Below are 25,308 nucleotides of genomic sequence, written 5' to 3'. Positions count from 1 at the left end.
GCGACGTCTGGCACTGCCGTCGAATCTACACCGAACGGCCCAGCCGCTCCCAGCCCGCCGGGTCCGGAAGCGGCCGCGAAGGCGAGTACGGCGCGTTCAGTGGCTGGTTTCCGTCGGATCGGCCGGGGTGTCGGGGTCTTCGTCGGGGACGGGAGCGGGGGCGGGTGCGGCCGCTGTGGGTGCTGTGGTCGCGGCGGTTGATCCGGCCGGGTCCGTGGTCGAGTCCTTGGCCGGGTTGGTGCCGGAGCGGGCCGCGGACTCGTTGTAGATGTCCGGTTCCAGGTAGATGACCCGGGCGATCGGGACCGCCTCGCGGATGCGGGACTCTGCGGCGTTGATGGCGTTGGCGACCTCGGTGGCCGTGTCGTCGTGCTGGACCGCGATCTTGGCGGCGACCAGCAGTTCTTCCGGGCCGAGGTGGAGCGTACGCATGTGGATGATGCCGGTGACGGTGTCGCCGTCCACGACCGCGGCCTTGATCTTCTCGACCTGGTCGGTGCCGGCGGCCTCGCCGAGCAGCAGGGACTTGGTCTCGGCGGCCAGGACGATCGCGATCGCGATCAGCAGGATGCCGATGCAGAGGGTGCCGATGCCGTCCCAGACGCCGTCGCCGGTGCCGATGGCGAGGCCGACGCCGGCGAGGGCGAGAACAAGACCGATGAGCGCGCCGAAGTCCTCCAGCAGCACCACGGGGAGTTCGGGGGCCTTCGCGCGGCGGATGAACTGGGTCCAGGACAGTGCGCCGCGGGTCTCGTTGGACTCCTTGATGGCCGTACGGAAGGAGAAGCCCTCGGCGACGATCGCGAAGACCAGGACGCCGACCGGCCAGTACCAGGCCTCGATCTCGTGCGGGTGCTTGATCTTCTCGTAGCCCTCGTACACCGCGAACATGCCACCCACCGAGAACAGCACGATGGAGACGAGGAAGGCGTAGATGTAACGCTCGCGCCCGTACCCGAAGGGGTGCTGGGGGGTGGCTTCGCGCTTGGCCTTCTTCCCGCCGAGCAGCAGCAGCCCCTGGTTGCCCGAGTCGGCGAGCGAGTGGACGCTCTCCGCGAGCATCGACGACGAGCCACTGAACAGGAACGCCACGAATTTGGCCACTGCGATCGCGAGGTTGGCGCCGAGCGCCGCCACAATCGCCTTGGTTCCGCCTGACGCACTCATGGGTGCCTGGTGTCCCTTCGTTCGGTGCTTGCGGCTCCGGTGGCCGCGCTACGGCCGGACATTGTTGCAGTCCGCGGTGCGGACGGTACGTCAGGCCACCACAGTGGCACGGAACAGCGTGCCCGTACCGGACACTTCGGCCTTCTCCCCTGCCGGTACGAAGACCGAGTCGCCGGGTACGAGGCCGAGGTCGCCGGCCCGGGGAGCGCCCGCCGTGCAGAGCAGGATCTGGGGCGTGGCCGCGGTCAGGTCGACGGGGTCGCCGCCGGCCGAGAGGTCGAAGCGGGAGAGCCGGAACTCGTCGACCGGGGTCTCGTACACCTCCTCGCCGGACGGGGACGCCTCGGGGCGCAGGATTCCGGGATCGGTCGCCTCGAAGCGGACGATGCGCAGGAGTTCGGGCACGTCGATGTGCTTGGGCGTCAGTCCGCAGCGCAGCACGTTGTCCGAGTTCGCCATGATTTCGACGCCGAGGCCGTCGAGGTAGGCGTGCGGAACTCCGGCGCCGAGGAACAGGGCCTCGCCGGGCTGGAGTTGTACGTAGTTCAGCAGCATGGCCGCGATGACGCCCGCGTCGCCCGGGAAGTGGTGGGCGATGCGCGCGTACGGGGCGTACGCGCCGCCGAGCCGTTCCGCCGCGGCGGCCGCGGCGGTCACCGTCTCCGTCATCTGTGCCGGGTCCGCGGTGAGGATCGCCGTGAGGACCTCGCGCAGGGCGGCCTCTTCGGGGTGGGCGCGCAGCAGATCGGCGTACGGCTTGAGCGAGTCGACGCCCAGCGCCTCCATCGCCTCGGCCGCCTCGATGGGCCGGCGGAAGCCGCACAGGCCGTCGAAGGGGGTGAGCGCGCAGATCAGTTCGGGCTTGTGGTTGGCGTCCTTGTACGTGCGGTGGGCGGCGTCGATCGGGACGGACCGGCGCTCCTCGTCCGCGTAGCCCTGCTGTGCCTGGGCGAGGTCGGGGTGGACCTGGAGGGAGAGCGGTGCGCCGGCGGCGAGCAGCTTGAGGAGGAAGGGGAGCCGGGGGCCGAACTTCTCGACTGCGGCCTGGCCGAGCTCGCCCACGGGGTCGGCGGCGATGACCTCGGTGAGGGGCTGCTCGGCGGGGGGCTGCGGGGTGGAGGGAGCCGCGTCGGGTGCGGTGGCGGGGCCGGTGCGGGTTATCCGGGAGGGGGCTCCGGGGTGGGCGCCCATCCACATCTCGGCCTGGGGCTCGCCGGTGGGGGCGACACCCAGCAGGGCGGGGATGGCTGTGGTGGAGCCCCAGGCGTACGGGCGCACGGTGTTGGAGAGCCGGTCCATGGGTTTCGTCCTCGTGCTGTGGTGGGTGCGTGGCGCTTGGCCGGGTGCGGGGTGCTGTGGTGCGTGCGGGGTGCTGTGGTGTCGGGTGCGCTGTGGTGTGTGGTGGTGCGTGCGCGTGGTGTGGTGCGTGGGTGGTGCTGTGGTGCGTGCGTGGGCGTTCAGGCGCGGGCTTCCGAGGCGAGTGCCAGGTAGACCGCGGCGAAGTCGGTGACCGCGAGGAGTTCGGCGAGGGCTTCGAGCCTGCCGCCCTCCTCCGGTTCGAGTTCGCTGATCGGCGTCTCGTGGCCCAGGGCGAGTTCGCGGGCCGCCGGCGCCGCGCTCAGACCGCCCGTGGGCCGGTCCCTGAGCAGGACGACCCGAGCGCGCAGGGCCTCCGGCTCGTCGACCCGGTCGCGGAAGAACTCGTCCGGGTCCGCTCCGGCCGCGAAGGCCCCGGCCAGCAGGCCCCCGTGGACGGGAAGCGCCTCGGGGAGTTCGGCCGCGAGGGCCGGGCGGCCCGAGAGCTCCGCCAGGACCGCGGCGAAGCGGCGTCCGACCGGGGCGGCGGCCTCGCCCTCGGTCCAGACGAGGGGAAGGCTGTCCGCGAGTTCGGCGGCCAGGGTCTTGGCCGGATTGCTGTACGTGGCAATGGCCGGTCCACAGCGTTCCGCCGTGCGGTCCAGGCGGTCGGCGACGCTCTGCAGCGTCTCCGGGGTCGCGGTGACCAGGCCGACGCGGTCGAGCAGCGCGAGCAGCGGCGTGAACAGTGCCCACAGGGTGCCGGGGCCGGCGGCCGACGTCTCGGCGTCGTACTCCCCGTGCGGGGCGGAGGCCATCGGCACGACGAGGCCGTGCACGCCGTCCACCGCCTCGCGCAGCGGGGACTGCCCGGGGGCGACGGCCACCACGCTGCAGCCTCGGCGGTACGCCTGTTCCGCGACGAGCGCCAGGCCGGGCTCCGAGCCGTCCGCGGTGGCGATGAGCAGCAGGTCCAGGGAGCCGGCCCAGCCGGGCAGCGTCCAGCGCATCGCGCCTGCGGCGGGCGCGACGCCGGTCGGGTGGATGCGCGTGACGGGCGCGGAGGCCCCGGCGAGCGCCGCGATCAGGTCCGCGACGCCGGATGCGGCGGTGCCGGAGCCGGCGACCAGGACGGCGCGCGGGCGGCCCTCCGGGTTCAGCGCGGGGATCCCGGCCTCCGTCGCGTGCCGGGCCGCGGTACGGACCCTTGCCCCGGCCTCGGCGGCGCCGCGCAGCAGACCACGGCGGTCGGCTCGGGCCAGGGCTTCCGGGGCGTCGAGCAACGACTCGTCGAGCATGGGGACGGTCCTCCGATCACGTGCTGATCACCCGGGGTGTGGGCCTTTACGCGGGGCGGCGGGCCTCGTCGACGAGGAGGACGGGGATGCCGTCCCGTACCGGGTAGGCCAGTCCGCAGCCCTTGCCCGTGCAGACCAGTTCGGGGCTGTCGGCCGCCGACCGGTCTTCGAGGGGTGCGTGACAGGCCGGACAGGCCAGGATCTCCAGAAGGCCGGCTTCGAGCGGCATGGGGTGGGTCCCTTCGGGCGGGCGCGAGTGCGTGTTCTTGTTCATGGATCGGGCGACGTCAGCCTACCGCTGGGGTGACGGGGGCGCGGCCTGGCCGGGGGGGTTGTTGAGGGGATGCGGCGGTGGGGTGGGTGGGGTGTGCGGTGCGGTGCGTGGGGTGGGGGGTGCGGGCGGGGGGCGGGGGTGTGTGCGGGTGCGCCTGCGGCGGGCGTTGTCCCCTACCCGCCCCTTCCCGTAACCGGGGCTCCGCCCCGGACCCCGCTCCTCAAACGCCGGAGGGGCTGGAATGGGACAGGGAAGGGTGGGTCAGGGAGTCGCGGCGGATGCGGGGTGGGAGGGGCGGATCAGGGTCAGGGCCTCGTCGCGTACTGCCTTCATCGTTGCTTCGTCGCGGGCCTCGACGTTCAGGCGCAGAAGCGGTTCGGTGTTGGAGGCGCGGAGGTTGAACCACCAGTCCGGGGCCGTGACCGTGAGGCCGTCCAGGTCGTCGGTGGTCACGCCCTCGCGGTGCGCGAACGCGGCCCGGACGTCGGCCGTGCGGGCCGGCTGGTCGTCGACCGTGGAGTTGATCTCGCCGGAGCCGGCGTAGCGGTCGTACTGGGAGACCAGGGTGGAGAGAGGGTCCGGCCCGCCGCCGAGGGCCGCCAGGACGTGGAGGGCGGCGAGCATGCCCGTATCCGCGTTCCAGAAGTCGCGGAAGTAGTAGTGCGCCGAGTGCTCACCGCCGAAGATCGCCCCGTGTGCGGCCATCTCCGCCTTGATGAAGGAGTGGCCGACCCTGGTGCGGACCGGGGTGCCGCCGTTCTCGCGGACGACCTCCGGGACCGAGTGCGAGGTGATCAGGTTGTGGATGACCGTGCCGCTGCCGCCGTTGCGCGCCAGTTCGCGGGCGGCGACCAGGGCGGTGATCGCTGACGGGGAGACTCCCTCGCCCCGCTCGTCCACGACGAAGCAGCGGTCCGCGTCGCCGTCGAAGGCCAGGCCCAGATCGGCGCCCTCGGCGACCACCCTGGCCTGGAGGTCGACGATGTTCTTGGGGTCGAGCGGGTTGGCCTCGTGGTTCGGGAACGTGCCGTCCAGCTCGAAGTACATCGGGACGAGGTCGACGGGCAGGCCCGCGAAGACCGTGGGGACCGTGTGGCCGCCCATGCCGTTGCCCGCGTCCACGACCACCTTCAGCGGGCGGATCGCGGAGAGGTCCACCAACGACAGGAGATACGCGGCGTAGTCGGTCAGCGTGTCCTGCTCGGTGACGGTGCCGGGAGTGGCGGCGGGCTGCGGGGCGCCGGTCGTGGACCACTCCTCGACCAGGGTGCGGATCTCGGCGAGGCCGGTGTCCTGGCCGACCGGTGCCGCGCCCGCACGGCACATCTTGATGCCGTTGTACTGAGCCGGGTTGTGCGAGGCGGTGAACATCGCGCCCGGCAGGTCCATCGCCCCCGACGCGTAGTACAGCTGGTCCGTCGAGCAGAGGCCGATCATCGTGACGTCCGCGCCGCGGGCCGCCGCGCCCCTGGCGAAGGCTCCCGACAGGGCGGGGGACGTGGGGCGCATGTCGTGGCCGATCACGATCGCGGCCGCGGCCGTCACCTCGACGAACGCCGCTCCGAACCGCTCGGCCAGGGCCTCGTCCCACTGGTCGGGCACGACTCCGCGAACGTCGTACGCCTTCACGAGCTGCGACAGGTCTGCAGTCACGGGACGGTCCTCCTGAGGGTTTCTTCGGACCGCCAAACTACCCGGCGGCCCAGAACCCCCTGTGCGCCGGGCGTACCGGCGTCCGCTCAGGACTCGGGCGAGCGCAGTACCCGGAGGTGGCCCCGGCGGGCGACCTCCGCCGGATCGGCGCTGCGACGGCCGCCGCCGCCCCTGGGCCCGTCGCCCCGGTCCTGCGGACGCGCCGCTTCCCGGACGGCGTTGGCGAGCGCTTCGAGGTCGTCGCCGCTGGGGCGCACGGGCGCGGAGGGGTCGGAGAGCCGGACGACCTCCCAGCCGCGTGGCGCGGTCAGCCGCTCACTGTGCTCGGCACAGAGGTCGTAACAGTGGGGCTCGGCGTAGGTGGCGAGCGGGCCGAGGACCGCAGTCGAGTCGGCATAGACGTACGTCAGTGTCGCGACGGCAGGGCGGCCGCACGCGGTGCGCGAACAGCGACGTACAGGGCTCACGATGTTGGACGCTACCGCACTCTTGAGCGGGCTGCGACGACTCTCCCTCAGCTCACCCCACCGTGTCGCCCTGTGACCCCGGGTACGGCCGCCCCCGGCGCAACTCTCCTGACCTGCGCGGCAGGAGAAGGAAGCAGGTCATGAGGGTGCGGTTTCCGGTCATCGCTCGCCCCGGAAGCGTGCACGGGGCAGCTGCGGAACGGTCACGACCGGGGCCGGAAACGGGCTCCCCCGTGGCCGGAATGTTCAGGAGCGGACAGGCCGGTTTCGTCCCCGCGCAGCCGCCGTCCACTCGCCGCGCGGAGCGTTACGCTGCGTCGGTGATGGACAGTCCCGTACCGCCCCACCCGTCCGAGCCGCGACCGCGGCGCCGAGACCGACACGGCCGAGGCATGCGCGGGCCCGTCGCCCCGCCCCAGGTGCCGCTCTCGGCCAGCCGGGCGGACAGCTTCCGTGATCTCGTGCAGGACTCCGTGGAGCGGCTGGAACGGCGCTGGCCGCAGCTGGCCGAGGTCGACTTCGTGGTCCTCGACGTGCCGAGCACCGGGGAGGACACCGTTCCGCTGGGCAACGCGTTGTCCGCCGAGAAGGGGCAGCCGGCGCAGATCGTCGTCTACCGGCGCCCCGTCGAGATCCGCACCAAGAACCGCGACGAGCGGGCGCTGCTGGTGCACGAGGTCGTGGTGGAGCAGGTCGCGGAGCTGCTCGGGCTCGCGCCGGAGTCGGTCGACCCGCGCTACGGGCAGGAGTAGCGGACCGGGCGGGAGTCGTGGGACGGGCGGCGGGGGCCCGATTCCCGCCGCCCCCGCCGCCCGTTCGCCTTCAGCCGCTTCAGCTGCTGCGGCCGCTTCAGTCGTCCAGGACCGACAGGTCCTGTTCGGCCGCCGGCACCTCGACCGTTCCGCCGTCGTCCGACAGGGTCTGCACCGTGAACATCGGAATGCCGTCCTGCGGCAGCGCCAGCGTGCGGGCGGCGTGGACCGGGCCGCCCGACTGGGTCTGCACCGTCAGCGCGTACGTGCCCTTGAGGCCGGACGGGGCCGGCGGGGTGACCGCGAGCGTCGTGCCCGCCGCGACCTTGTACGTCTTGCTGACCGGGGTGCCGCCCTTGCTGCCGGCGGACGCCGTGACCTTCACCGTGCCGGCCGCGCCCGGAGCGGTCAGCGAGAGGGTCGAGCCCTTCGACCGGTTGTCGGCCGCGGTCGCCTGCGCGCCCACCGGCCCCGTCGCCGGGATGTAGCCGACCTCCTGCTTGGCGCCCTTGCCCCGGACCACCCGCAGCGCGGCCACGACCGGGGTGGCCCTGTCCTTCTGGGAGGGGGTCAGCAGCAGGGATCCCGCCTCGCCGCGGGTGAGGTTCTTCAGGTCGACCCCGGCGGTCATCCGCGACTTGACGTGGAGATCCTCGTTGCCGACCGGGGCGAACGGCCCCGTCTTGCCGAGCAGCTGCACCTTCAGGTCCGCGTCGTCCTCGCCGGGGGCGAAGGCCACCAGCCGGACCGAGGTCGCGTCCGCCGGGATGCCGGGCAGCACCAGGGTGCCCGCCGGAGCGGCGGAGGCGGTGAGCCAGTCGCTGCCTGTCTTGCTGTCCGCAGCCCGGACGACCGCACCGACCCGCCCGGTACGCGTGGTGACGTGGACGGTCACATCGTCGGCCGCCTTGCTGGTCAGCGTCGAGATCAGGACCCGGACGCCGGATCCGGCGGGGACCGTGATGCCCTCGCCGACATCGGACTTCAGCGTGCCGTCCGGACCGTACAGCTCGATGTCGGCCACCGCGGCGGTGTCGTCCGGATTGGTGAGGTTGACGTAGTCCTCGCGGGTCTTCGCGGTGCTCGCGGCCGGGATCCAGAAGTCGGTGTCGGGTGCCGTGCAGCTGACCCCGAGCACGCCCCGTCCGTCGCCGGCCTCGACGGTGGTGGTCTGCTGGGCGCTCCAGCCGGGCGCGAGCCGGCCGGTGGCGGTACCGACGAGAGCGGGGGCGTCGGAGCCGGACACGTCGGCGGTGACCGGCTTGCCGGGCTCCTTGAGGGCAACGACAGGCTTGTCCGAATCGGCCGCCTTGTCCTTTTCCTTGTCCTTGCTCTTCTTGTCCGACTTGGACTTGTCCTTGTCGTCCTTCTTGTCTGTCGCGGGTGACTTCAGTTCGGCCGTACCGGCTTCGCCGCCGCCGGCTCCGGGCGGGGTGAAGGACGTGTACGCCGTCTCCGCGAGATCCGAGAGGCCGGGTGCCGGGCAGAGCAGGCTGGACCGTTCCACGGGCAGCCGGGAGGCCGCCCCGGCCGCCGTCGCGGTGTCGTCCCCGGGCACGGTGAGCGCGGCGAACCCGGTGACGGCGGCGAGGGCGACGGCCCCCGCGATGAGGGACAGGCTGGTGGACTTCACTCGGACTCGCCTCGCGATGCGTTACCGGTCGGCCACGGGTTCTGGCCCGGGGCGGGGTTCTCGTCGGGGTTCTGTTCGGGGTTGTGGCCGGGGTGCTGGTTCTGCGGGTCGTACGCCTGCTGGTCGCCGTACTGGCCGCCGCCGTACTGGGCATTGGGGTCGTACTGCGCGTTCGGGTCGTACTGCCCGTTGGCGTCGTACTGGCCGTTCGCGTCGTACTGCGTGTTGCCGTACTGATCGCCGCCCGTGCCGTACTGGGCGTTGGGGTCGTGCTGCGGGTTCGCCGCGTCGTACGGGGCGTTGGCGTACTGGCCCTGGTCGTACGCCGTGTAGTCGCCCTGCTGCTGCGGATACCCGTACTGGTCGTAGCCGGCGGCGGGCTGCTGCCCGGCCCCGTACTGGTCGCCCTGGTACTGGCCCTCCTGATACTGCGGGTAGTCGGCGCCCTGGTACTGCTGGGCGTCCCACTCCCCGTAGCCCTGCTGCGGCACCGCCGCGTACTGGCCCGTGTCGGCCTCGGCCTGATGCGGCACGAAGACCTCCTGGCCGTCGTCGGCCTGCGGTTCCGGTTCGGTGGTCGGCGGCTGGGAGGCGGCGTACTGGGACTGCTCCCCCGTTTCGGCGTCCTCGTCGCCCTCCTCGGGCTCCTCGCCCTCCGCCTGGGCGGCGGCACGCAGCCTGCGGGCCCGGCGGCCCTCCCCCGCTACCGGCTCGGCGGGAACCGGCACGGTCTCGTCGGGCAGGTCGTCGTCGATCTCCCGGCGGCGGCCCGGAAGGGCCAGCACCAGCAGGACGACGCCGAACGCGGCCTGGGCCCAGATCCACGCGGAGTGCGTGATGGACGTCTCATAGGTGAGGTCCAGCGAACCGCCCCCGGTGGGGAGCTCGAAGCCCTGGGCCCAGCCGTCGACGGTCTTGCGGGTCAGCGGCTGCCCGTCCAGCGTGGCCTGCCAGCCGGGGTCGGCGGCATCCGCGATCCGCAGCACCCGGCCCGCGCCGCCCGCCGGGATGTCCGTGTGCGCCTCGACCGGGCTGGAGCCGACCGGCAGCGGCTCGTCTCCGGCGGCGGACGGGACGATCATGATCCGGGCGACCTGGCGGTCGACGCGCCAGAGCGCGCTGCCGTCCAGCTGGCTGAGCCGGCTCAGGCCGGGCGTCGCGTCGAGCACCCGGCTCATCTGCTTCGGCGCGCCGTCCCGCACGAGGACGTAACGGATCGCGAAGCCGCTGAGCTGGCTGCCCTGGTCGGCGCCGGAGCCCGCGACCAGGTTGGCGACGACCTTGTCGAGGTGGCTGTTGCCGCCCCCTGCCTCGGCCAGTTCGCCGTCACCGAGGCGCGCGCCCGAGCCCCGGACCAGGGTGTACGCGACCGAGGAGGGCGATGTCCCCCCGAGCACCAGGGTGCGCGGCTGGTCACGGGTGCCGCTCTCCTCCGCGACGAACGCCGGCACCTGCACCGGGTCGCGCCGCTCCAGCGGGCCGGCGGCGCCCCCGATCATCCAGCCGACGGCGGCCAGCACGGGAGCGATGCCGGCGGCGAGCGCGATGAGGACGGCGACGGGCTGTCGCCAGCCGAAGCTGAGCTCCGCGACGCGGATGCGCGCGCCGTCCGCGCCGATCAGCGCGGCGGAGATGAGCGCGGCGCCGTAGACGAGGGTGGCCGGTCCCGCCCAGCCCGAACCGTTGGCGAGTCCGGCGAAGGCCAGGCCGACCAGGGCCACGGCCCAGGAGGCCCGGACCGCGAACTGCCGCTCCCCGCGCAGCAGCGCGGCCAGCGCCGCGAGCACGATGCCGAGCAGCAGGACGCCGCCCGCCGCCTTGGGCCCGCCGGGGCTGATCCCGAGCAGGTCGAGGGCGGAGGCCGATCCCGTACCGGCCTCCAGGCCCGCTTCCTTCAGGAAGGACGAGGGGCTGGTCAGCAGGGACAGCGACCAGGGCGCCAGGACGAGCAGCGGGGTGCCGACGGCGGCGAGGAAACGGAGCCCGTAGGCGGTGATGTCGTTGCGGCGCAGCGCCAGGACACCCACGCCGAGCACCGCGGCGAGCGGCCACACGATGGGCGTGAACGCCATCGTGAGGGTGAGGAGCAGGGTGTACGCCCAGGTGGCGCGCCAGCTGCCCCGGCTGTCGCCGCTGCCGCGCATCCCGTGCGCCGAGACGGCCGCGCGGGCGATCAGGGGCAGCAGGACGAGCAGCACGGCGGTGCCGAGGCGGCCGGTCGCCAGGGCTCCGGTCGCGGCGGGCAGGAAGGCGTACGCGATGCTCGCCCAGGCCCGCAGCAGCCGCGAGGGGATCAGCGGACGGGAGACGAAGTACGCGGTGAGTCCGGCGAGCGGGACCGAGCAGACCAGCAGCAGGGTGAGCGCGAATCCGGTGGAGCCGAGGAACAGTGCGGACAGCGCGGAGATCATGCCGAGGTAGGGCGGTGCGGTCTGGGTGCCGCCGGTGCCGATGGTGTGCCAGCCGTCCGCGTACCGGCCCCACAGCTCGGAGACGTCGCCGGGTGCGGGCAGCAGGGCGCCGCCGGCCAGTGCGCCGCCGCCGATGAGGCTGCGGCAGGCGACGAGGGAGACCAGGAGCAGGACGGCGAAGAGCACCGGTCCGGGCTTCCGGCCGACCCGCTTCAACTTGGCGAACTGGTCGATCTCCAGGAAGTCGGCGTCGTCGCCGCCCGGTCCGGACTCGACGGCGCCGTGCCGCGAGCCGCCGGACTCGGCCTCCGTGGAGCCGCCGAAGTTCCCGGCGACCTGTTCCACGGTGGCGCGGACGGTGGCGCCGGGGGCGGGGAAGAGCCCGCGCAGCTCGGCCGGGTCGATGACCCCCTTGCCGCGTTGGCGGCGGGCCGCGAGGATCCTGCCCGGCCGCAGCAGGGTGCCCAGGAGTCCGGCGACCTCGTCGAGCGCCTGTCCCGGCACCTTGCCGACGAGGTAGGCGAGCGTACGGAGCAGGGTGCCGAGGACGAGCCGGAGCAGCGCCCAGGGCAGTAGCTTGCCCCGGGCGTTGACGAGCATCGTGTAGACGGCGCCTGCCTTGTCGACGCGGTGCGGGCTGGCGACGGACCGCCCGGCGCAGTCGATGGGGCGCCGTTCGCGTGCGGACGCCTCGGCGTGCCGCAGGACGGCGTCGGGGGCGATCAGCACCCGGTGCCCGGCCATGTGGGCACGCCAGCACAGGTCGACGTCGTCGCGCATCAGGGGGAGCCTGCGGTCGAAGCCGCCGAGCTCCTCCCACACGTCACGGCGGATCAGCATGCCGGCGGTGGAGACGGACAGCACGGTGCGGACCTGGTCGTGCTGGCCCTGGTCCTGCTCGCGCCGGTCGAGGCCGGTCCAGCGGCGCCCGCTGTTGGCGATGGAGACGCCGACTTCGAGGAGCTGCCTGCGGTCGTACCAGCCGCGGAGTTTGGGGCCGACGATCGCGGCGTGCTGGTCGTTGTCGACGACGCGGAGCATCTCGGCGAGTGCGTCGGGCTCGGGCGCGCAGTCGTCGTGCAGCAGCCAGAGCCACTGCACCGGTTCGCCGTGCGGCAGTTCGGGCAGGTCGTAGGCGTCGTCGCGCCAGGTCCTGGTGACCGGGTCCCAGCTGCTGGGGCGCTTCAGGTACGGCAGGTCGTCCGGGGTGAGGACACCGGCGGTGCGGCTCGCCTCCTCGACTGCGGTGCCGAAGCTCGTACGTCGCGCGAGGTGCAGGACGCGGTCGGCGCCGAGCGCCTCGGTGACCAGGCGCGCGGAGTCGTCGGCGCTGCCGGTGTCGGCGGCGACGACGCTCTGTACGGGGCGGTCCTGCCCGAGCAGCCCGGCGAGCGCGTCGGGCAGCCAGCGTGCGCCGTCGTGGGAGACGAGCACGGCGGTGACGACATGCCGGGGGAACTCTGGGGCGGCGGCGGCCGCGTACGGCGCCGTCGAATGGCTGTGCACGGACATCGAGGTACGGGCCCTCCGGCCGGGTCCGGGGGAACGTACCCCCGGGGGCTGCATCGGTGTACACGCGCGCCCTGTCGGGTCGTTGGCGCGTCTCGGACGGGGCCCCACACTAACGGTACGGATAACCGGGGTGGCGCGGAGCGGTTGAACGAGGGCGGCCGGGGCGGCGCGCCGGGCACGGCAATGGCCCGCCGCCTGCGGGCAGGGTGCAGGCGGCGGGCCATGGGCGGCCGGGGCCGGTGGCGGGGCCGGGGAGCGGTCCACTCCCCGGAGTCCGGCTTCTCCGGCGCGGGCTCAGGGTCTTCGGCTCAGGCGCTCGGGCCGGGTGGTTCACATGGCGGCCTTGTTCACATGGCGCCCTGTCCGGATCGCGGCGTTGTTCAGATCGCGGCCTTCTTCAGACGTCGTCGCTCGCGCTCGGAAAGACCGCCCCAGATGCCGAATCGCTCGTCTTTGGAGAGTGCGTACTCAAGGCATTCGGACCGGACCTCACAGGCGAGGCAGACCTTCTTCGCCTCGCGGGTGGATCCGCCCTTCTCAGGAAAAAAGGACTCAGGGTCGGTCTGGGCGCACAGCGCGCGCTCCTGCCAGCCGAGTTCCTCGTCCGCGTCCTCGACCAGCAGTTGCTGGAACAGCTCGGTCATGTGCGCCCCTCGTCTGTCTCTTGCGTCCCCGTGATGCGGCCGTTATCGAATCGGCCGAACGACACGAGTGAAATTACAAGTGTGTAGCTTCGTGCCAGTCAAGCGCAGATCTGCTATTGGGCCCGGTATTCACTCTGCGGCACCAAGCCTATGCGGTAAGTGTTCAAATAACCAAAAACCTGACATATGCCATGGGCCTCCTCACTCACCCGTCACGCATCCACCCGTCACAGACAGGAACTCCACGGAGGGTGGACACGTTGCGATTCGATCACTGAAGCGATCAAGATCACAGTCGGGTCACGGGACCGCAACCACGTTTGCGGGTGCTTCTGTTGCGCCACATCTCCCCGAAGTGCGCTGCACAAACCTTTCTCCGCTCGGAGCAACCGGATGAGGTGAAACATTAGCCTCAAATCGGGCATCGGGTTGACAGCCGGAGGTTCTCCGGCTGTCCTTGATGTCATGCCAGTGACCTCAGCGATGCACGTCACCCACGTCCGTGGGTTCCGCAGCGCTGTTCAGGCTCGCTGTTGCTGTTCCAGCTGTCTCAGCTGTTGAAGCCCTCGCGCTCCAGCCCGACACAGCTCGTCCCGGACCCCCGGACCCTCCCCTGCGGCCTGCACGGCGCGTAGCCCGGTCCCGCCGGTCCCCGCGACGCCCCTGCACCCAGCCCGCACCCGCACTCGCGTGCACTCCTGCCGAGGAACCACCGCACCCATGAACAGCGACAGCGACCTCCAGATCGCCGGCGACCTCCTCGAGGTCCAGCACCTCCTGCGTCCCGCCCGTGAGCACCCCGCCACGGTGGCGGAGTTCGCCGGGCTCGCCCGCTCCATCGCGGCCGACCGCTCCCGGTGGGCCCCGCTGGTCCAGTACGACGCCACCACCCGCTGGTACCACCGCCTCCTCAGCCTTCCCGGGTACGACGCCTGGCTGCTCAGCTGGGTCCCGGGCCAGGGCAGCGGGCTGCACGACCACGGCCCGTCCTCCGGCGTACTGACCGTGCTGGACGGCGAACTGACAGAACGCACGGACCGCGGGAAGCGGACGCTGGGCTCCGGCGCCCAGCGCGTCTTCGCGCCCGGCTACGTCCACGAGGTGGTCAACGACTCCCTCGAACCGGCCGTCAGCCTGCACATCTACTACCCCGGCCTGACCGACATGCCGATGCACTCCGCCCAGTGCGCCGCGGCCTCGGCCTCGGCCACTGCCACCGCCTGACAGCCCGCCACTGCCGGCCCGTCGGTGGCCCACTGCCGGGCAGCGCTCCTCGCCTGACAAACTGTCCGCATGCGCATTGTGGTTCTGGCCGGCGGTATCGGTGGTGCTCGTTTTCTGCGTGGCCTCAAAGAGGCCACGCCCGACGCGGACATCACGGTGATCGGCAACACCGGTGACGACATCCATCTGTTCGGGCTCAAGGTCTGCCCCGACCTCGACACCGTGATGTACACCCTCGGCGGTGGCATCAACGAGGACCAGGGCTGGGGCCGTACCGACGAGACTTTCCACGTCAAGGAGGAACTCGCGGCCTACGGCGTCGGGCCGGAGTGGTTCGGGCTCGGTGACCGTGACTTCGCGACCCACATCGTCCGTACGCAGATGCTCGGCGCGGGCTATCCGCTGAGCGCCGTCACGGAGGCCCTCTGTGCGCGCTGGAAGCCGGGGGTCCGGCTGCTGCCGATGTCCGACGACCGGGTCGAGACGCATGTGGCGGTCGACTCCGACGGCGAGAGCCGGGCCATTCACTTCCAGGAGTACTGGGTGAAGCTGCGCGCCTCCGTCCCGGCGCAGGCCATCGTGCCCGTCGGTGCCGAGCAGGCCAAGCCGGCGCCCGGTGTACTGGAGGCGATCGCCTCGGCGGACGTCATCCTCTTCCCGCCGTCGAATCCCGTCGTGTCCATCGGGACGATCCTCGCCGTACCCGGTATCCGCGAAGCCATCGCCGAGGCGGGGGTGCCGGTCGTCGGCCTCTCCCCCATCGTCGGTGACGCGCCGGTGCGCGGGATGGCCGACAAGGTGCTCGCCGCGGTGGGCGTCGAGTCGACGGCCGCGGCGGTCGCACAGCACTACGGCTCCGGGCTGCTCGACGGCTGGCTCGTCGACACCGTGGACGCGGGTGCGGTGGACGAGGTGGAGTCCGCGGGCATCCGCTGCCGTTCCGTACCGCTGATGATGACCGATGTCGCCGCCACCGCCGAGATGGCCCGGCAGGCGCTGGTCCTCGCGGAAGAGGTACGGGCATGAGCGCGGCCCCGGACGCCGCGCCCGCGTTCCGGGTGTGGGCGCTGCCCGGGATGCCCGAGGTGCGGGCCGGGGACGACCTCGCGAAGCTGATCGCCGCCACCGGGCCCGGTCTCGCCGACGGTGACGTACTGCTCGTCACCTCGAAGATCGTCTCCAAGGCGGAGGGCCGGATCGTCGAGGCCACCGACCGGGAGGCGGCGATCGACGCCGAGACGGTACGGGTGGTGGCCCGGCGCGGCACGCTGCGGATCGTGGAGAACCGGCAGGGCCTGGTCATGGCCGCGGCCGGGGTCGACGCCTCCAACACCCCCGCCGGAACGGTCCTGCTGCTGCCCGAGGACGCCGACGCCTCGGCGCGGGCGATCCGGGACGGGCTGCGGGACACCCTCGGCCTCGAGGTCGGCGTCGTCGTCACGGACACCTTCGGACGCCCGTGGCGCAACGGGCTGACCGATGTCGCGATCGGAGCGGCCGGGGTGCGGGTCCTGGACGATCTGCGCGGCGGGAGCGACGCGCACGGAAATCCGCTGAGCGCGACCGTGGTCGCCACCGCCGACGAGCTGGCCTCCGCCGGTGACCTGGTCAAGGGCAAGGCGAACGGGCTGCCGGTGGCGGTGGTGCGCGGGCTCGGCCATGTCGTGGACCCGGCCGAGGACGGCGGTGCGCGGGCGATGGTGCGGGTCGCGGCCGATGACATGTTCCGGCTGGGCACGTCCGAGGCGGTACGGGAGGCGATGACCCAGCGGCGCACGGTGCGCGAGTTCACCGACGAGCCGGTGGACCCGGGTGCGGTGCGGCGGGCCGTGGCCGCGGCGGTGACGGCGCCCGCGCCGCATCACACGACGCCGTGGCGGTTCGTGCTGCTGGAGTCCCCCGAGTCGCGGACCCGGCTGCTGGACGCGATGCGGGACGCGTGGATCGCGGATCTGCGGCGTGACGGGAAGAGCGAGGAGTCGGTCGCCAAGCGGGTGCGGCGGGGCGATGTGCTGCGCCGGGCGCCGTATCTGGTGGTGCCGTGCCTGGTGATGGACGGCTCCCACACGTACGGGGACGAGCGGCGGGACATGGCCGAGCGCGAGATGTTCGTGGTCGCCGCGGGGGCCGGGATCCAGAACTTCCTGGTCGCGCTGGCGGGTGAGCAGCTGGGGTCGGCGTGGGTGTCCTCGACGATGTTCTGCCGCGATGTCGTCCGGGAGGTGCTGTCGCTGCCGGCGTCGTGGGATCCGCTGGGCGCGGTGGCGGTGGGACGGGCCGCGGGGGCGCCTCCGGCGCGGGGGGTTCGGGACGCGGAGGCGTTTGTCGCCGTGCGGTGAGGCGGTGGCCGTTCCGGGGGGGGGGCGGTGTGTGCGGGTGCGGGGTGCGGGTCCGCCTCGGCGGGGGTGGCTTCGGGGCTCTGCCCCGGACCCCGGTCCTCAATCGCCGGACGGGCTTGAATTCGCTGGGCCCCGTACGGACACGCGACACCTGGCGGGCTTGAATTGGCAAGGCCCCATACGGACACGCGGCACCGGACGGGCTTGAACTGGCAAGGCCCGGTACGGACGCACGGCACGCTTGAAATGGCCGGGTCTACAGGCGGGCGATGTCGCCTCTTGTCATTCTTGGGGCGTGGCGGGGTGGGGTGTTGCCGGAGAGCATGATCAGGCGGGTGGCCCGGTGGCGCTGGCCCTCGTACGGGGACAGCAGGGTCAGCATCTCCTCGTCGTCGGCGTTCCGGTTGCCGGCCAGCGCGTGGCCGACGATGCCGGGCAGGTGGAGGTCCCCGACCGTCACCGCGTCCGGGTCGCCGTTGGAGCGTTGCAGCGTCTCGGCGGCCGTCCAGGGCCCGATGCCCGGGATCACCTGGAGGCGGGCCATCGCCTCGGTCAGCTCCATGGCGGCGGCCTCCTCCATGCGGCGGGCCACCCGGACCGCGCGCAGGATCGTCGCCGAGCGCTTGCTGTCCACGCCCGCTCGGTGCCACTCCCAGGACGGGATCAGTGACCAGGTGCGGGCGTCCGGCATGACGTAGAGGCCGTACTCCTGCGGCCCCGGCGCGGGCTCGCCGTACTTGCGGACCAGGAGCCGCCACGCGCGGTACGCCTCGTCCGTGGTGACCTTCTGTTCCAGGACCGACGGGATCAGGGACTCCATCACCAGGCCGGTGCGCAGCAGCCGCAGGCCAGGGCGCCGGTGGTGGGTCACCGCGAGCAGCCGGTGGCGCGGGGTGAAGGCCTCCGGTTCGTCGGACGCGCCCAGCAGCGTCGGCAGCTGGTCGAGGAGCCAGGCCGCGCCGGGCCCCCAGGCGGCCGCCTCGATCCGTCCTTCGCGGGCGACGACGTGGAGGGTGCCGGGGCCTGCCGGGGTGCGGCTGGCGCGGCGGACGGAGCCGTCGGCCGACATCCGGAAGGTGGGGTCGGCGGGGCCCCGGCGCAGCGGGCCGAGGACGAGCCGCAGGTCGAACGGGCCCGGCGGCGTCCAGTCGCGGGTCAGCGCCGCCGGTTCGGGCGTCGTCACCTGGCGTGGTACGGCCGCGTGGGGGGCGCTGCGGGGAGCGAATCGTCCTGCCACGGGTGAGGTCCTCGGTAGTCGGGGGTGCCTGTCGAGGGTACGGCTGATTCCGGCCATTCGGGGTGTGCTGGGAGAGCGGCTCGCCCCGGTCATTCGTCCGAGGAGAAGCGGACCGACGCGGCGGGCAGATGTGCCCCGCACCAGATCCGGACTCCGTCGCGCAGTTCGTTGTCGGCGCCGACCTTGGCCCCGTCGCCGACGACCGCGCCGGCCAGCACCGTACGGCTGCCGATCCTGGCGCCCGCGCCGACCAGGGAGTCGGTGATCACCGCGCCCGGTTCGACGATCGCGCCCGCCAGCACGGCGGAGCCCTCGATCCTGGCGCCCGCGCCGATGACCGCGTCGGCGCCGATGACCGTGCCGCCGGTGAGTTTGGCGTCGGGAGCGACGGTGGCGGTCGGCAGCACGAGCCGGTCGCCGCACCGGCCGGGGACGGCCGGGGAGGGCGCGCGGCCGAGCACCAGGTCGGCGGAGCCGCGTATGAAGGCCTGCGGGGTGCCCAGATCCAGCCAGTACGTGGAGTCGACCATGCCCTGGAGATGTGCGCCGGAGGCGAGCAGTCCGGGGAAGGTCTCGCGCTCCACGGAGACCGGCCGGCCGGCCGGGATGGTGTCGATGACCGACCGGCGGAAGATGTACGCGCCCGCGTTCACCTGGTCGGTGACGATCTCCTCGGGGGTCTGCGGCTTCTCCAGGAACGCGGTGACCCTGCCCGTGCCGTCGGTCGGTACGAGGCCGAAGGCGCGCGGGTCCTCGACCCGGGTGAGGTGGAGCGAGACGTCCGCCCCGGAGTCGGCGTGCGAGGTGACCAGCGCCCGGATGTCGAGGCCGGTGAGGATGTCGCCGTTGAAGATGAGGACCGGTTCGTCCGGGCCTGAGGTGAGCCGCGCAGCGACGTTGCGGATGGCGCCGCCGGTGCCGAGCGGTTCGCGTTCGGTGACGTACTCGATGTGGAGGCCGAGCTCGGAACCGTCGCCGAAGTGCGGCTCGAAGACCTCCGCCAGGTACGACGTCGCGAGGACGATGTGCTCGACCCCGGCGGCCCGTGCACGCGCCAGCTGGTGCGTGAGGAAGGGGACGCCCGCTGCCGGAACCATGGGTTTCGGGGTGTGCACCGTGAGCGGGCGCAGCCGGGTTCCCTTGCCGCCGACCAGGAGAATCGCTTCTTTTGCCTCTGTCACAGCACTGTCTCTGCTTCCTGCTGGGGCCGGGCCGGGTGAGAAGCCGGTGTCCGATCCCCACCCGGGCCCAGCGGGGATCGGACACCGGCTTCTTCGGCTGGCCAGTGTATGCAGACCGGACGGGGTGTCCTCGGTCAGCAGCCCGCAGCAGGCCCCGGGCGCGGTCGGTGCCCCGGCTCCTTCCGGGTCAGCGGCCCTGGAGCCGGGCCGAGCTGGTCCGGGCCGTGCCGAGCTTCTTGTAGAGACGCGCTCCGGGGCATTCGGTTGCGAAACCGTCCCGGTGGCCTGAGATGACGTTGAGTTTGACCTTCTTTCCCTTCTTGTACTTGTTGCTTCCGCCCGAGACCAGCGTCACCTTGCCCTTCGGGTTGGCCTTGAAGAGGCCGAGTTTCCAGGCGGTGAGCTTGGCGACGGCGTTGACCGAAGCGGCGGGCGGGTTGGTGCCGCTGAAGCTCCCGAGCACCACGATGCCCATGGTGTTGGTGTTGAAGCCGAGGGTGTGCGCGCCCATGACGGCCTTCGTCACGCCGCCGGCCCGGCCCTCGTAGATGTTTCCGCACTTGTCGACGGCGAAGTTGTAGCCGATGTCGCGCCAGCCGTTGCTCTTGACGTGGTAGCGGTAGATGCCGCGCAGCACCGAGGGCGCCTGGGAGCAGCTGTAGTTGTTGCCGGTGGCGCTGTGGTGGACGAAGGCCGCCTTGACGGTGTTGGTGTACGCGAAGGCCTTCTCGCGGATCTTCTCGTCGGCGCCCCAGCCCTTGCGGGTGATGATGCGCGGGCGGGGTCCGATGTACGGCTTGGCGCCCGGGGCGTAGCCGGCGGCCGCGTCGGTCGCGGACCTGCTCAGGGCGGGGAGCGCGGTGGCGCCCTGGACCGCGGCGCGGTCGGCGCCCGCGGCACCGGTGGCGGGGAGCTCCTGCGGGTCCTCGCCGGGGTCGACGAGTTCGAGGTGCAGCCCGGCGGGCAGCGGTACGGGGGCGGCGGAGGCACCACGGCTGCCGGCCGTGTCCGGGGCGCCGGGGTCCACCCGGACCTCGACGCCGTCGGACGCGCCGACCCAGAGCGGGGCGGTGGCTCCCCGGACGGCGCTCGACGCGCGTTCGGCGGTGCCGGGGTCGGCGGAGTGCTCGGCGTTGTGCGTCTCCAGGTCCTGCCACCCGGACCACCGGCCGGTGCCGGTGGAGCGGGTACGGACCTGGGCGGTGCCGTGGAGTTCGGTGTCCACGTCGTCCCAGACGACGCCGACCATGGAGAACGGGTGGACGTCGCGCTCGGTCAGCCCTTGTCCGCCCGCCACCGGCACGGGTTCACCGGGGGCCCGCGCGGAGGCGGTGGACAGCGGGGAGAGGGCGAGCGACTGCGTCGAACCGGCCAGTGCGGCGGGTTCTGACGCCTCGGCGGGCACGGAGCCCGTGGTGGTCGAGTGGGCGGGGGTGTCGGAGGCGGCGCCGGCGGGCGCGGCAAGCGGCAGCGCGAGAGCTGCCGCACAGGTGACACCGATGGAGGATGCAATGAAGGCACGCATACAGATGATCCTTGGCACAACCGGACATCTCCGGCGACCGGTGTTTCTCCCGGCAATTGACGGCCCGTCTGCCGAACCGGTGTACGGGCCACCCGCGGCGCCCCGCCCGGCCCGCCACCGCCACGTACCCTTGCGCGGATGAACGCCAGCGACCGCACCCCTGCCGACCTGCTGCGTTCCGCGCTTGCCGCGGACCCGGCCCGCCCCATGGTCACTTTCTACGACGACGCCACCGGAGAACGCGTGGAACTGTCGGTGGCCACCTTCGCCAATTGGGTGGCCAAGACCGCCAACCTGCTGCAGGGCGATCTCGCCGCCGAGCCCGGCGACCGGCTCGCCCTGCTGCTCCCCGCGCACTGGCAGTCCGCGGTCTGGCTGCTCGCCTGCTCCTCGGCCGGCGTCGTCGCGGAGGTGGGCGGCGACCCGGCCGCCGCCGATCTCGTCGTCACCGGACCGGACACCCTGGACGTGGCGCGGGCCTGCCGCGGCGAGCGGATCGCACTGGCGCTGCGCCCGATGGGCGGCAGGTTCCCGCAGCCGCCCGAGGGCTTCGCGGACTACGCGGTGGAGGTGCCCGGACAGGGCGACCGGTTCGCCCCGTTCGCCCCGGTGGACCCGGACGCGCCGGCGCTGACCGTGGGCGACATGGCGCTCAGTTCGGCGGAGCTGGTCGCGCGGGCTCGCGCGGACGGTGCGGGGCTGGGCCTGGGTGCCGGATCGCGGCTTCTCTCGGGGCGCACGTACGACACCTGGGACGGCCTCAGTGCCGGGCTCTTCGCTCCGCTGGCGACCGGGGGTTCCGTGGTGCTGTGCCGGCACCTCGGGGAGCTGGGCGCGGACGGGCTGGCGCAGCGCGTCGAGAGCGAGCGGGTCACCCTGACGGTGTGACGGCGGCCGGTACGGCGGCGCTCCGCGCGGGAGACGCGGGAGACGGGGCGCCGCGGTACGACAAGCGGTCCGAGGGTCACCCGTCCGGCCCACCGTGGGCCGAGCCCTCCGGGCGATACGTCAACTCCGGTACATGATCTGCGGTACAGACCACTCAAGGCACAACCAAGCGTGAGGTTCAGCCGTCTACTTCTGCAACCGGCGGCCCATCGCGCCGCCGAACGTGAAGGATGGACGCAGACGTGACCGAAAGTGCCGGCACTCCGGCCGACCCCGACGACTCGGCCGCGGGCGAGGACCAGACGCCGGACGGGTCGCCCGGCGCGGAGCGCGGCGGGAAGCCCGCGCCGGAGAACCCCTCGGACAGGAACACTTCGGGGGACGCTCCCGGGAACCCGGGGAACACCTCCGACCGCCGCTCGGAGAGCACCCCCGGGAGCACCCCGGGCGGCGAGACCCGCAGCGGCTCGGGCAGCGGGACCGGGGGCGGCTCGGGCGGCGGGTCCGGCGCCGGGGCCTCGGACGGGTCCCCGTCCGAGGGGCCGGGGGCCGGCCCGACCCTCGACATCACCGTCAAGCGCAAGCGGCACTGGCTGCGCTGGACCGCGCTCGGGGCCTCGTTCGTCGTCCTCGTCGCGGCGGGCACCGGCTGGTGGCTGTACAAGAAGCTCGACGGCAACATCAGGACGGACACCTCCGCGGCCGCCGAGCTCAAGGCGTACGAGAAGGAGCGCCCCGCGTCCGTCGTCCATGACGCGGAGAACATCCTGCTCATCGGCTCCGACAGCCGCGCCGGGGACAACCGCAAGTACGGCCGCGACGACGGCGGCAGCCAGCGTTCGGACACCACGATCCTGCTGCACCTGGCCGCGAACCGGAAAAGCGCCACCGCGATGTCCATCCCGCGCGACCTGATGGCGAACATCCCGGCCTGCCACAAGCAGGACAAAACTGCCAGCAGACCGCAATTCGCCCAGTTCAATTGGGCTTTCGAGTTCGGTGGAACCGCCTGCACCATCCGTACCGTCGAAAAGATGACGGGCGTCCGCCTCGATCACTACATGGTCGTCGACTTCAACGGCTTCAAGGACATGGTCGACGCGGTGAACGGCGTGGAGATCTGTCTCAAGGACCCGATCAACGACAGCGCGGCCCACCTCAAGCTCCCTGCGGGCCGCCAGAAGCTCAGCGGCGAGCAGGCGCTGGGCTACGTACGGGTGCGCAAGTCGATCGGCAACGGCAGTGACACCGAACGGATGGACCGCCAGCAGCAGTTCCTGGGCGCGCTCGTCAACAAGGTGCAGAGCAACGGCGTACTGCTCAACCCGACCCGGCTCTACCCGGTCCTGGACGCGGCGACGAAGGCGCTGACCACGGACCCGGGGCTGGACACCCTGAAGGACCTGTACGAACTGGTACGCGGCATGCGCAACGTACCGACCGACAAGGTTCAGTTCCTGACCGTTCCGAGGCAGCCGTACGCCGCCAACCGGAACCGGGACGAACTGGTACAGCCCGACGCGGACAGGCTCTTCAAGCAACTGCGCGACGACAAGCCGCTCACCGTGGTGCCCGCAGATCAGCTCAACGGCGACGACGGCGGGAACAGCGGCCACGGGGAGGGTTCGGAACATTCACAGGATGAAGACAGCAAGAACCGGTCGGGCGAACCTGCGGACGGGGCATCGGGCACTCGGAACCCAAGCCCCACACCCACCTATTCGGGTAACAACGCCGCGACCGACCTGTGCAAGCAGTAAAGCAATTACCAAGCAGACATCAACGTTCGGCGTGCAATGGGAAGAATGCCCGGTTGTAAGGGCCGTGGAATATGTCACGCCCATCGCTCGGCGCCGAACCGGACGGATAGTGTGACGCGATCCGGTTGCTCCGGGCCCTCGGGCCGAGCACTTCCGGAGCGAAAGATTGAGCGCCTTATCGGGGGAGGCGCCTCGCGTGGCACCGACGGAGGACTCAAGCAACCGTGGATGCACAAGGCCGTGGGCGGGCGGAAGACATCGATCCCGCAGACCAATGGGTCCTCAACCCGGACACCGGCGACTACGAACTGCGACTGCACCAATCCGGAGGGGATTCGGGCGGCGCCCCGACCACTCCGGCACCTCGTGGCGCCCGGCGCAGAGACGCCGGCCGCGAGGGCACCGGCCGTGACGACGTGGGCCGGCGACGGGACTCCCCGCGCGAGGGCGGCGGACGCGGTGCCGGTCCGGGCCGCGAAGTGCCCAGGCAGGGCGGCCGGCGCTCGGCCCGCGGGCAGGACAGCCGCGGCCAGGAGTCGCGCGGCCAGGAGAGCGCGGGACCGTCCTCGAACGAGAACGGCGCCGGCCGCCGCAAGCGCAAGGCCCCCAAGGCCCGCCGCAAGAAGGCGCTGCTCTGGACGGGCGGCGTGATGGCCTTCCTGCTCGTCGGAGTCTCGATCAGCGGTTACTGGCTGTACCAGCACTTCAGCGGCAACCTGAACACCGTGGACATCGGCGACGCCGGCAACAAGGACGTCGTCACCGCCAACGCGCCGCTCAACATATTGGTCATCGGCACGGACAAGCGCACCGGCAAGGGCAACGAGGGCTACGGCGACAAGGGCAGTACCGGCCATGCCGATACCAACATCCTGTTCCACGTCTCCAAGGACCGCACCAACGCCACGGCGCTGAGCATCCCCCGCGACCTCGTCACCAACATCCCCGAATGCAAGTCCAGGCAGCCGGACGGCTCGGACAAGGTCATCCCGGGCACCGAGAACATCCGGTTCAACGTCAGCCTCGGCCAGGAGGGCCGCGACCCGGGCTGCACGATGGAGACAGTCAAGGAGCTCACCGGCCTCAAGGTCGACCACTTCATGATGGTCGACTTCAACGCGGTCAAGCAGCTGTCCACCGCGGTCGGCGGCGTCAAGATCTGCCTCGCCAAGCCGGTCAAGGACGCCGACTCGCATCTGGACCTCTCGGAGGGCGAGCACACCATCGAGGGCGAGCAGGCGCTGGCGTTCGTACGGACCCGGCACAGCTTCGCCAACGGCAGTGACCTGGACCGGATCAAGGTCCAGCAGCAGTTCATCGGCTCGATGATCCGGCAGATGAAGTCGGACGACACCCTGACCAGCCCGACGAAGCTGTTCAAGCTCGCGGACGCGGCGACGAAGGCCCTGACGGTCGACAAGGCCATCGGCTCGCCGTCGAAGCTGACCTCGCTGGCCAAGGAGCTCACGAAGATCGACACGAAGAACATCAGCTTCGTGACGCTTCCGGTCATCGACAACCCGGCCGAGCCCAAGCCGATCACCGTCGTGGTGGACCCGGTGAAGGCTCCGCAGCTGTTCTCGATGATGCAGGCCGACACCTCGCTGACCGAGGTGGCCGCGCAGAAGAAGGCGGCCAAGGGCAAGCAGGACGCGCTCCTCAAGGGCACCAAGGCCGCAGCCGGCGACGTACGCGTCGACGTCTACAACGGCGGCGGGGTCCCCGGAGCCGCTCAGCAGACCGTGACCTGGCTGCAGAACGAGCAGGGCGTCCTCAAGTCCACGAACAAGGCCAACGCCCCGGCGAAGACAGCCAAGACGACGCTGGCGTACGCCCCGAACCAGGCGGACCAGGCGCGGGCGCTCGCCGCGATGATGGGGCTCCCGGGATCGGCGCTCAAGAAGGGCACCACCGATGCCGAGGGGCTCCAGGCGATGGTGCTGACACTGGGGGCGGACTTCAAGGCCGCAGGCACCCCCATCACCGGCCCGGCCAAGATCGACATTCCGAAGGCCAGTGCCGACAAGGCAGAGTGCGCCAAGTGACA

The 25,308-nt window shown here is 72.0% G+C and carries 19 protein-coding genes; 7 read left to right on the top strand and 12 right to left on the bottom strand.

What is annotated here, in order from left to right; translation table 11 throughout:
* Positions 1–96: 96 nt before the first annotated feature.
* The 6 genes from EDD93_RS15350 to EDD93_RS15325 form a co-directional block, all read right to left on the bottom strand.
* Positions 97–1,167, bottom strand: coding sequence for a cation diffusion facilitator family transporter (locus EDD93_RS15350; protein WP_123525677.1), 1,071 nt, complete (start codon positions 1,165–1,167; stop codon positions 97–99).
* A 90-nt stretch (positions 1,168–1,257) separates the two neighbouring features.
* Positions 1,258–2,466, bottom strand: coding sequence for a mannose-6-phosphate isomerase, class I (manA, locus tag EDD93_RS15345; protein ID WP_123525676.1), 1,209 nt, complete (start codon positions 2,464–2,466; stop codon positions 1,258–1,260).
* 158 nt (positions 2,467–2,624) lie between these two features.
* Positions 2,625–3,761 carry an SIS domain-containing protein gene (locus tag EDD93_RS15340; protein ID WP_123525675.1) on the bottom strand — a complete coding sequence of 379 codons (1,137 nt, stop codon included), beginning with the start codon at positions 3,759–3,761 and terminating at the stop codon, positions 2,625–2,627.
* A gap of 46 nt (positions 3,762–3,807) precedes the next feature.
* Positions 3,808–3,990, bottom strand: coding sequence for a Trm112 family protein (locus tag EDD93_RS15335; RefSeq protein ID WP_123525674.1), 183 nt, complete (start codon positions 3,988–3,990; stop codon positions 3,808–3,810).
* 306 nt (positions 3,991–4,296) lie between these two features.
* Positions 4,297–5,688 carry a phosphomannomutase/phosphoglucomutase gene (locus EDD93_RS15330; RefSeq protein WP_123525673.1) on the bottom strand — a complete coding sequence of 464 codons (1,392 nt, stop codon included), beginning with the start codon at positions 5,686–5,688 and terminating at the stop codon, positions 4,297–4,299.
* 86 nt (positions 5,689–5,774) lie between these two features.
* Entirely contained in the window at positions 5,775–6,155 is a 381-nt protein-coding gene (locus EDD93_RS15325) for a DUF3499 domain-containing protein (RefSeq protein ID WP_185092327.1), read from the bottom strand.
* Between the two features lie 323 nt (positions 6,156–6,478).
* On the opposite strand from EDD93_RS15325, the gene EDD93_RS15320 reads away from it, so the two are divergent.
* On the top strand, positions 6,479–6,907 hold the full coding sequence (locus EDD93_RS15320) for a metallopeptidase family protein (RefSeq protein WP_123525671.1): 429 nt from the start codon (positions 6,479–6,481) through the stop codon (positions 6,905–6,907).
* Between the two features lie 97 nt (positions 6,908–7,004).
* Here the strand turns inward: EDD93_RS15320 and EDD93_RS15315 are convergent, their stop codons facing one another.
* The 3 genes from EDD93_RS15315 to EDD93_RS15305 form a co-directional block, all read right to left on the bottom strand.
* Positions 7,005–8,540 (bottom strand): DUF5719 family protein, encoded by a 1,536-nt coding sequence (locus tag EDD93_RS15315; RefSeq protein ID WP_123525670.1) that lies wholly within the window; start codon positions 8,538–8,540, stop codon positions 7,005–7,007.
* On the bottom strand, positions 8,537–12,463 hold the full coding sequence (locus tag EDD93_RS15310) for a glycosyltransferase (protein ID WP_123525669.1): 3,927 nt from the start codon (positions 12,461–12,463) through the stop codon (positions 8,537–8,539). The genes EDD93_RS15315 and EDD93_RS15310 overlap by 4 nt, the downstream gene beginning before the upstream one ends.
* A 380-nt stretch (positions 12,464–12,843) precedes the next feature.
* Positions 12,844–13,107: a WhiB family transcriptional regulator gene (locus EDD93_RS15305; RefSeq protein WP_024494319.1), complete on the bottom strand. Its 264-nt coding sequence runs from the start codon at positions 13,105–13,107 to the stop codon at positions 12,844–12,846.
* Positions 13,108–13,827: 720 nt separating this feature from the next.
* On the opposite strand from EDD93_RS15305, the gene EDD93_RS15300 reads away from it, so the two are divergent.
* The 3 genes from EDD93_RS15300 to EDD93_RS15290 all read left to right on the top strand — a co-directional run bounded on the left by EDD93_RS15300 (position 13,828) and on the right by EDD93_RS15290 (position 16,670).
* On the top strand, positions 13,828–14,331 hold the full coding sequence (locus EDD93_RS15300) for a cysteine dioxygenase family protein (protein ID WP_123525668.1): 504 nt from the start codon (positions 13,828–13,830) through the stop codon (positions 14,329–14,331).
* A gap of 69 nt (positions 14,332–14,400) precedes the next feature.
* Complete coding sequence (gene cofD, locus EDD93_RS15295) at positions 14,401–15,357, top strand: 2-phospho-L-lactate transferase (protein ID WP_123525667.1); 957 nt, start codon at positions 14,401–14,403, stop codon at positions 15,355–15,357.
* Positions 15,354–16,670: a coenzyme F420-0:L-glutamate ligase gene (locus EDD93_RS15290; protein WP_123525666.1), complete on the top strand. Its 1,317-nt coding sequence runs from the start codon at positions 15,354–15,356 to the stop codon at positions 16,668–16,670. The genes cofD and EDD93_RS15290 overlap by 4 nt, the downstream gene beginning before the upstream one ends.
* Before the next feature lie 256 nt (positions 16,671–16,926).
* Here EDD93_RS15290 and EDD93_RS15285 read toward each other — a convergent pair whose 3' ends face one another.
* The 3 genes from EDD93_RS15285 to EDD93_RS15275 all read right to left on the bottom strand — a co-directional run bounded on the left by EDD93_RS15285 (position 16,927) and on the right by EDD93_RS15275 (position 20,613).
* Positions 16,927–17,907: a DNA-3-methyladenine glycosylase gene (locus EDD93_RS15285; protein ID WP_123525665.1), complete on the bottom strand. Its 981-nt coding sequence runs from the start codon at positions 17,905–17,907 to the stop codon at positions 16,927–16,929.
* An 89-nt stretch (positions 17,908–17,996) separates the two neighbouring features.
* Positions 17,997–19,088: an NDP-sugar synthase gene (locus EDD93_RS15280; protein ID WP_123525664.1), complete on the bottom strand. Its 1,092-nt coding sequence runs from the start codon at positions 19,086–19,088 to the stop codon at positions 17,997–17,999.
* Positions 19,089–19,275: 187 nt separating this feature from the next.
* A complete protein-coding gene (locus tag EDD93_RS15275) occupies positions 19,276–20,613 on the bottom strand; it encodes an N-acetylmuramoyl-L-alanine amidase (RefSeq protein ID WP_123525663.1) in 1,338 nt (445 codons plus the stop codon).
* 138 nt (positions 20,614–20,751) lie between these two features.
* Here EDD93_RS15275 and EDD93_RS15270 point away from each other — a divergent pair, with 138 nt between their 5' ends.
* The 3 genes from EDD93_RS15270 (at position 20,752) to EDD93_RS15260 (ending at position 25,306) form a co-directional block, all read left to right on the top strand.
* Positions 20,752–21,501: a TIGR03089 family protein gene (locus EDD93_RS15270; protein ID WP_123525662.1), complete on the top strand. Its 750-nt coding sequence runs from the start codon at positions 20,752–20,754 to the stop codon at positions 21,499–21,501.
* Between the two features lie 242 nt (positions 21,502–21,743).
* On the top strand, positions 21,744–23,261 hold the full coding sequence (locus tag EDD93_RS15265; protein ID WP_123525661.1) for an LCP family protein: 1,518 nt from the start codon (positions 21,744–21,746) through the stop codon (positions 23,259–23,261).
* Positions 23,262–23,485: 224 nt separating this feature from the next.
* Positions 23,486–25,306, top strand: coding sequence for an LCP family protein (locus tag EDD93_RS15260; protein WP_185092325.1), 1,821 nt, complete (start codon positions 23,486–23,488; stop codon positions 25,304–25,306).
* The last annotated feature ends 2 nt before the right edge of the window (positions 25,307–25,308 follow it).

It is taken from the genome of Streptomyces sp. 840.1 (assembly GCF_003751445.1).
Lineage (GTDB): Bacteria > Actinomycetota > Actinomycetes > Streptomycetales > Streptomycetaceae > Streptomyces.
Note: the sequence above shows the minus strand (reverse complement) of the source record. Positions and strands in the feature narration are given on the sequence as shown.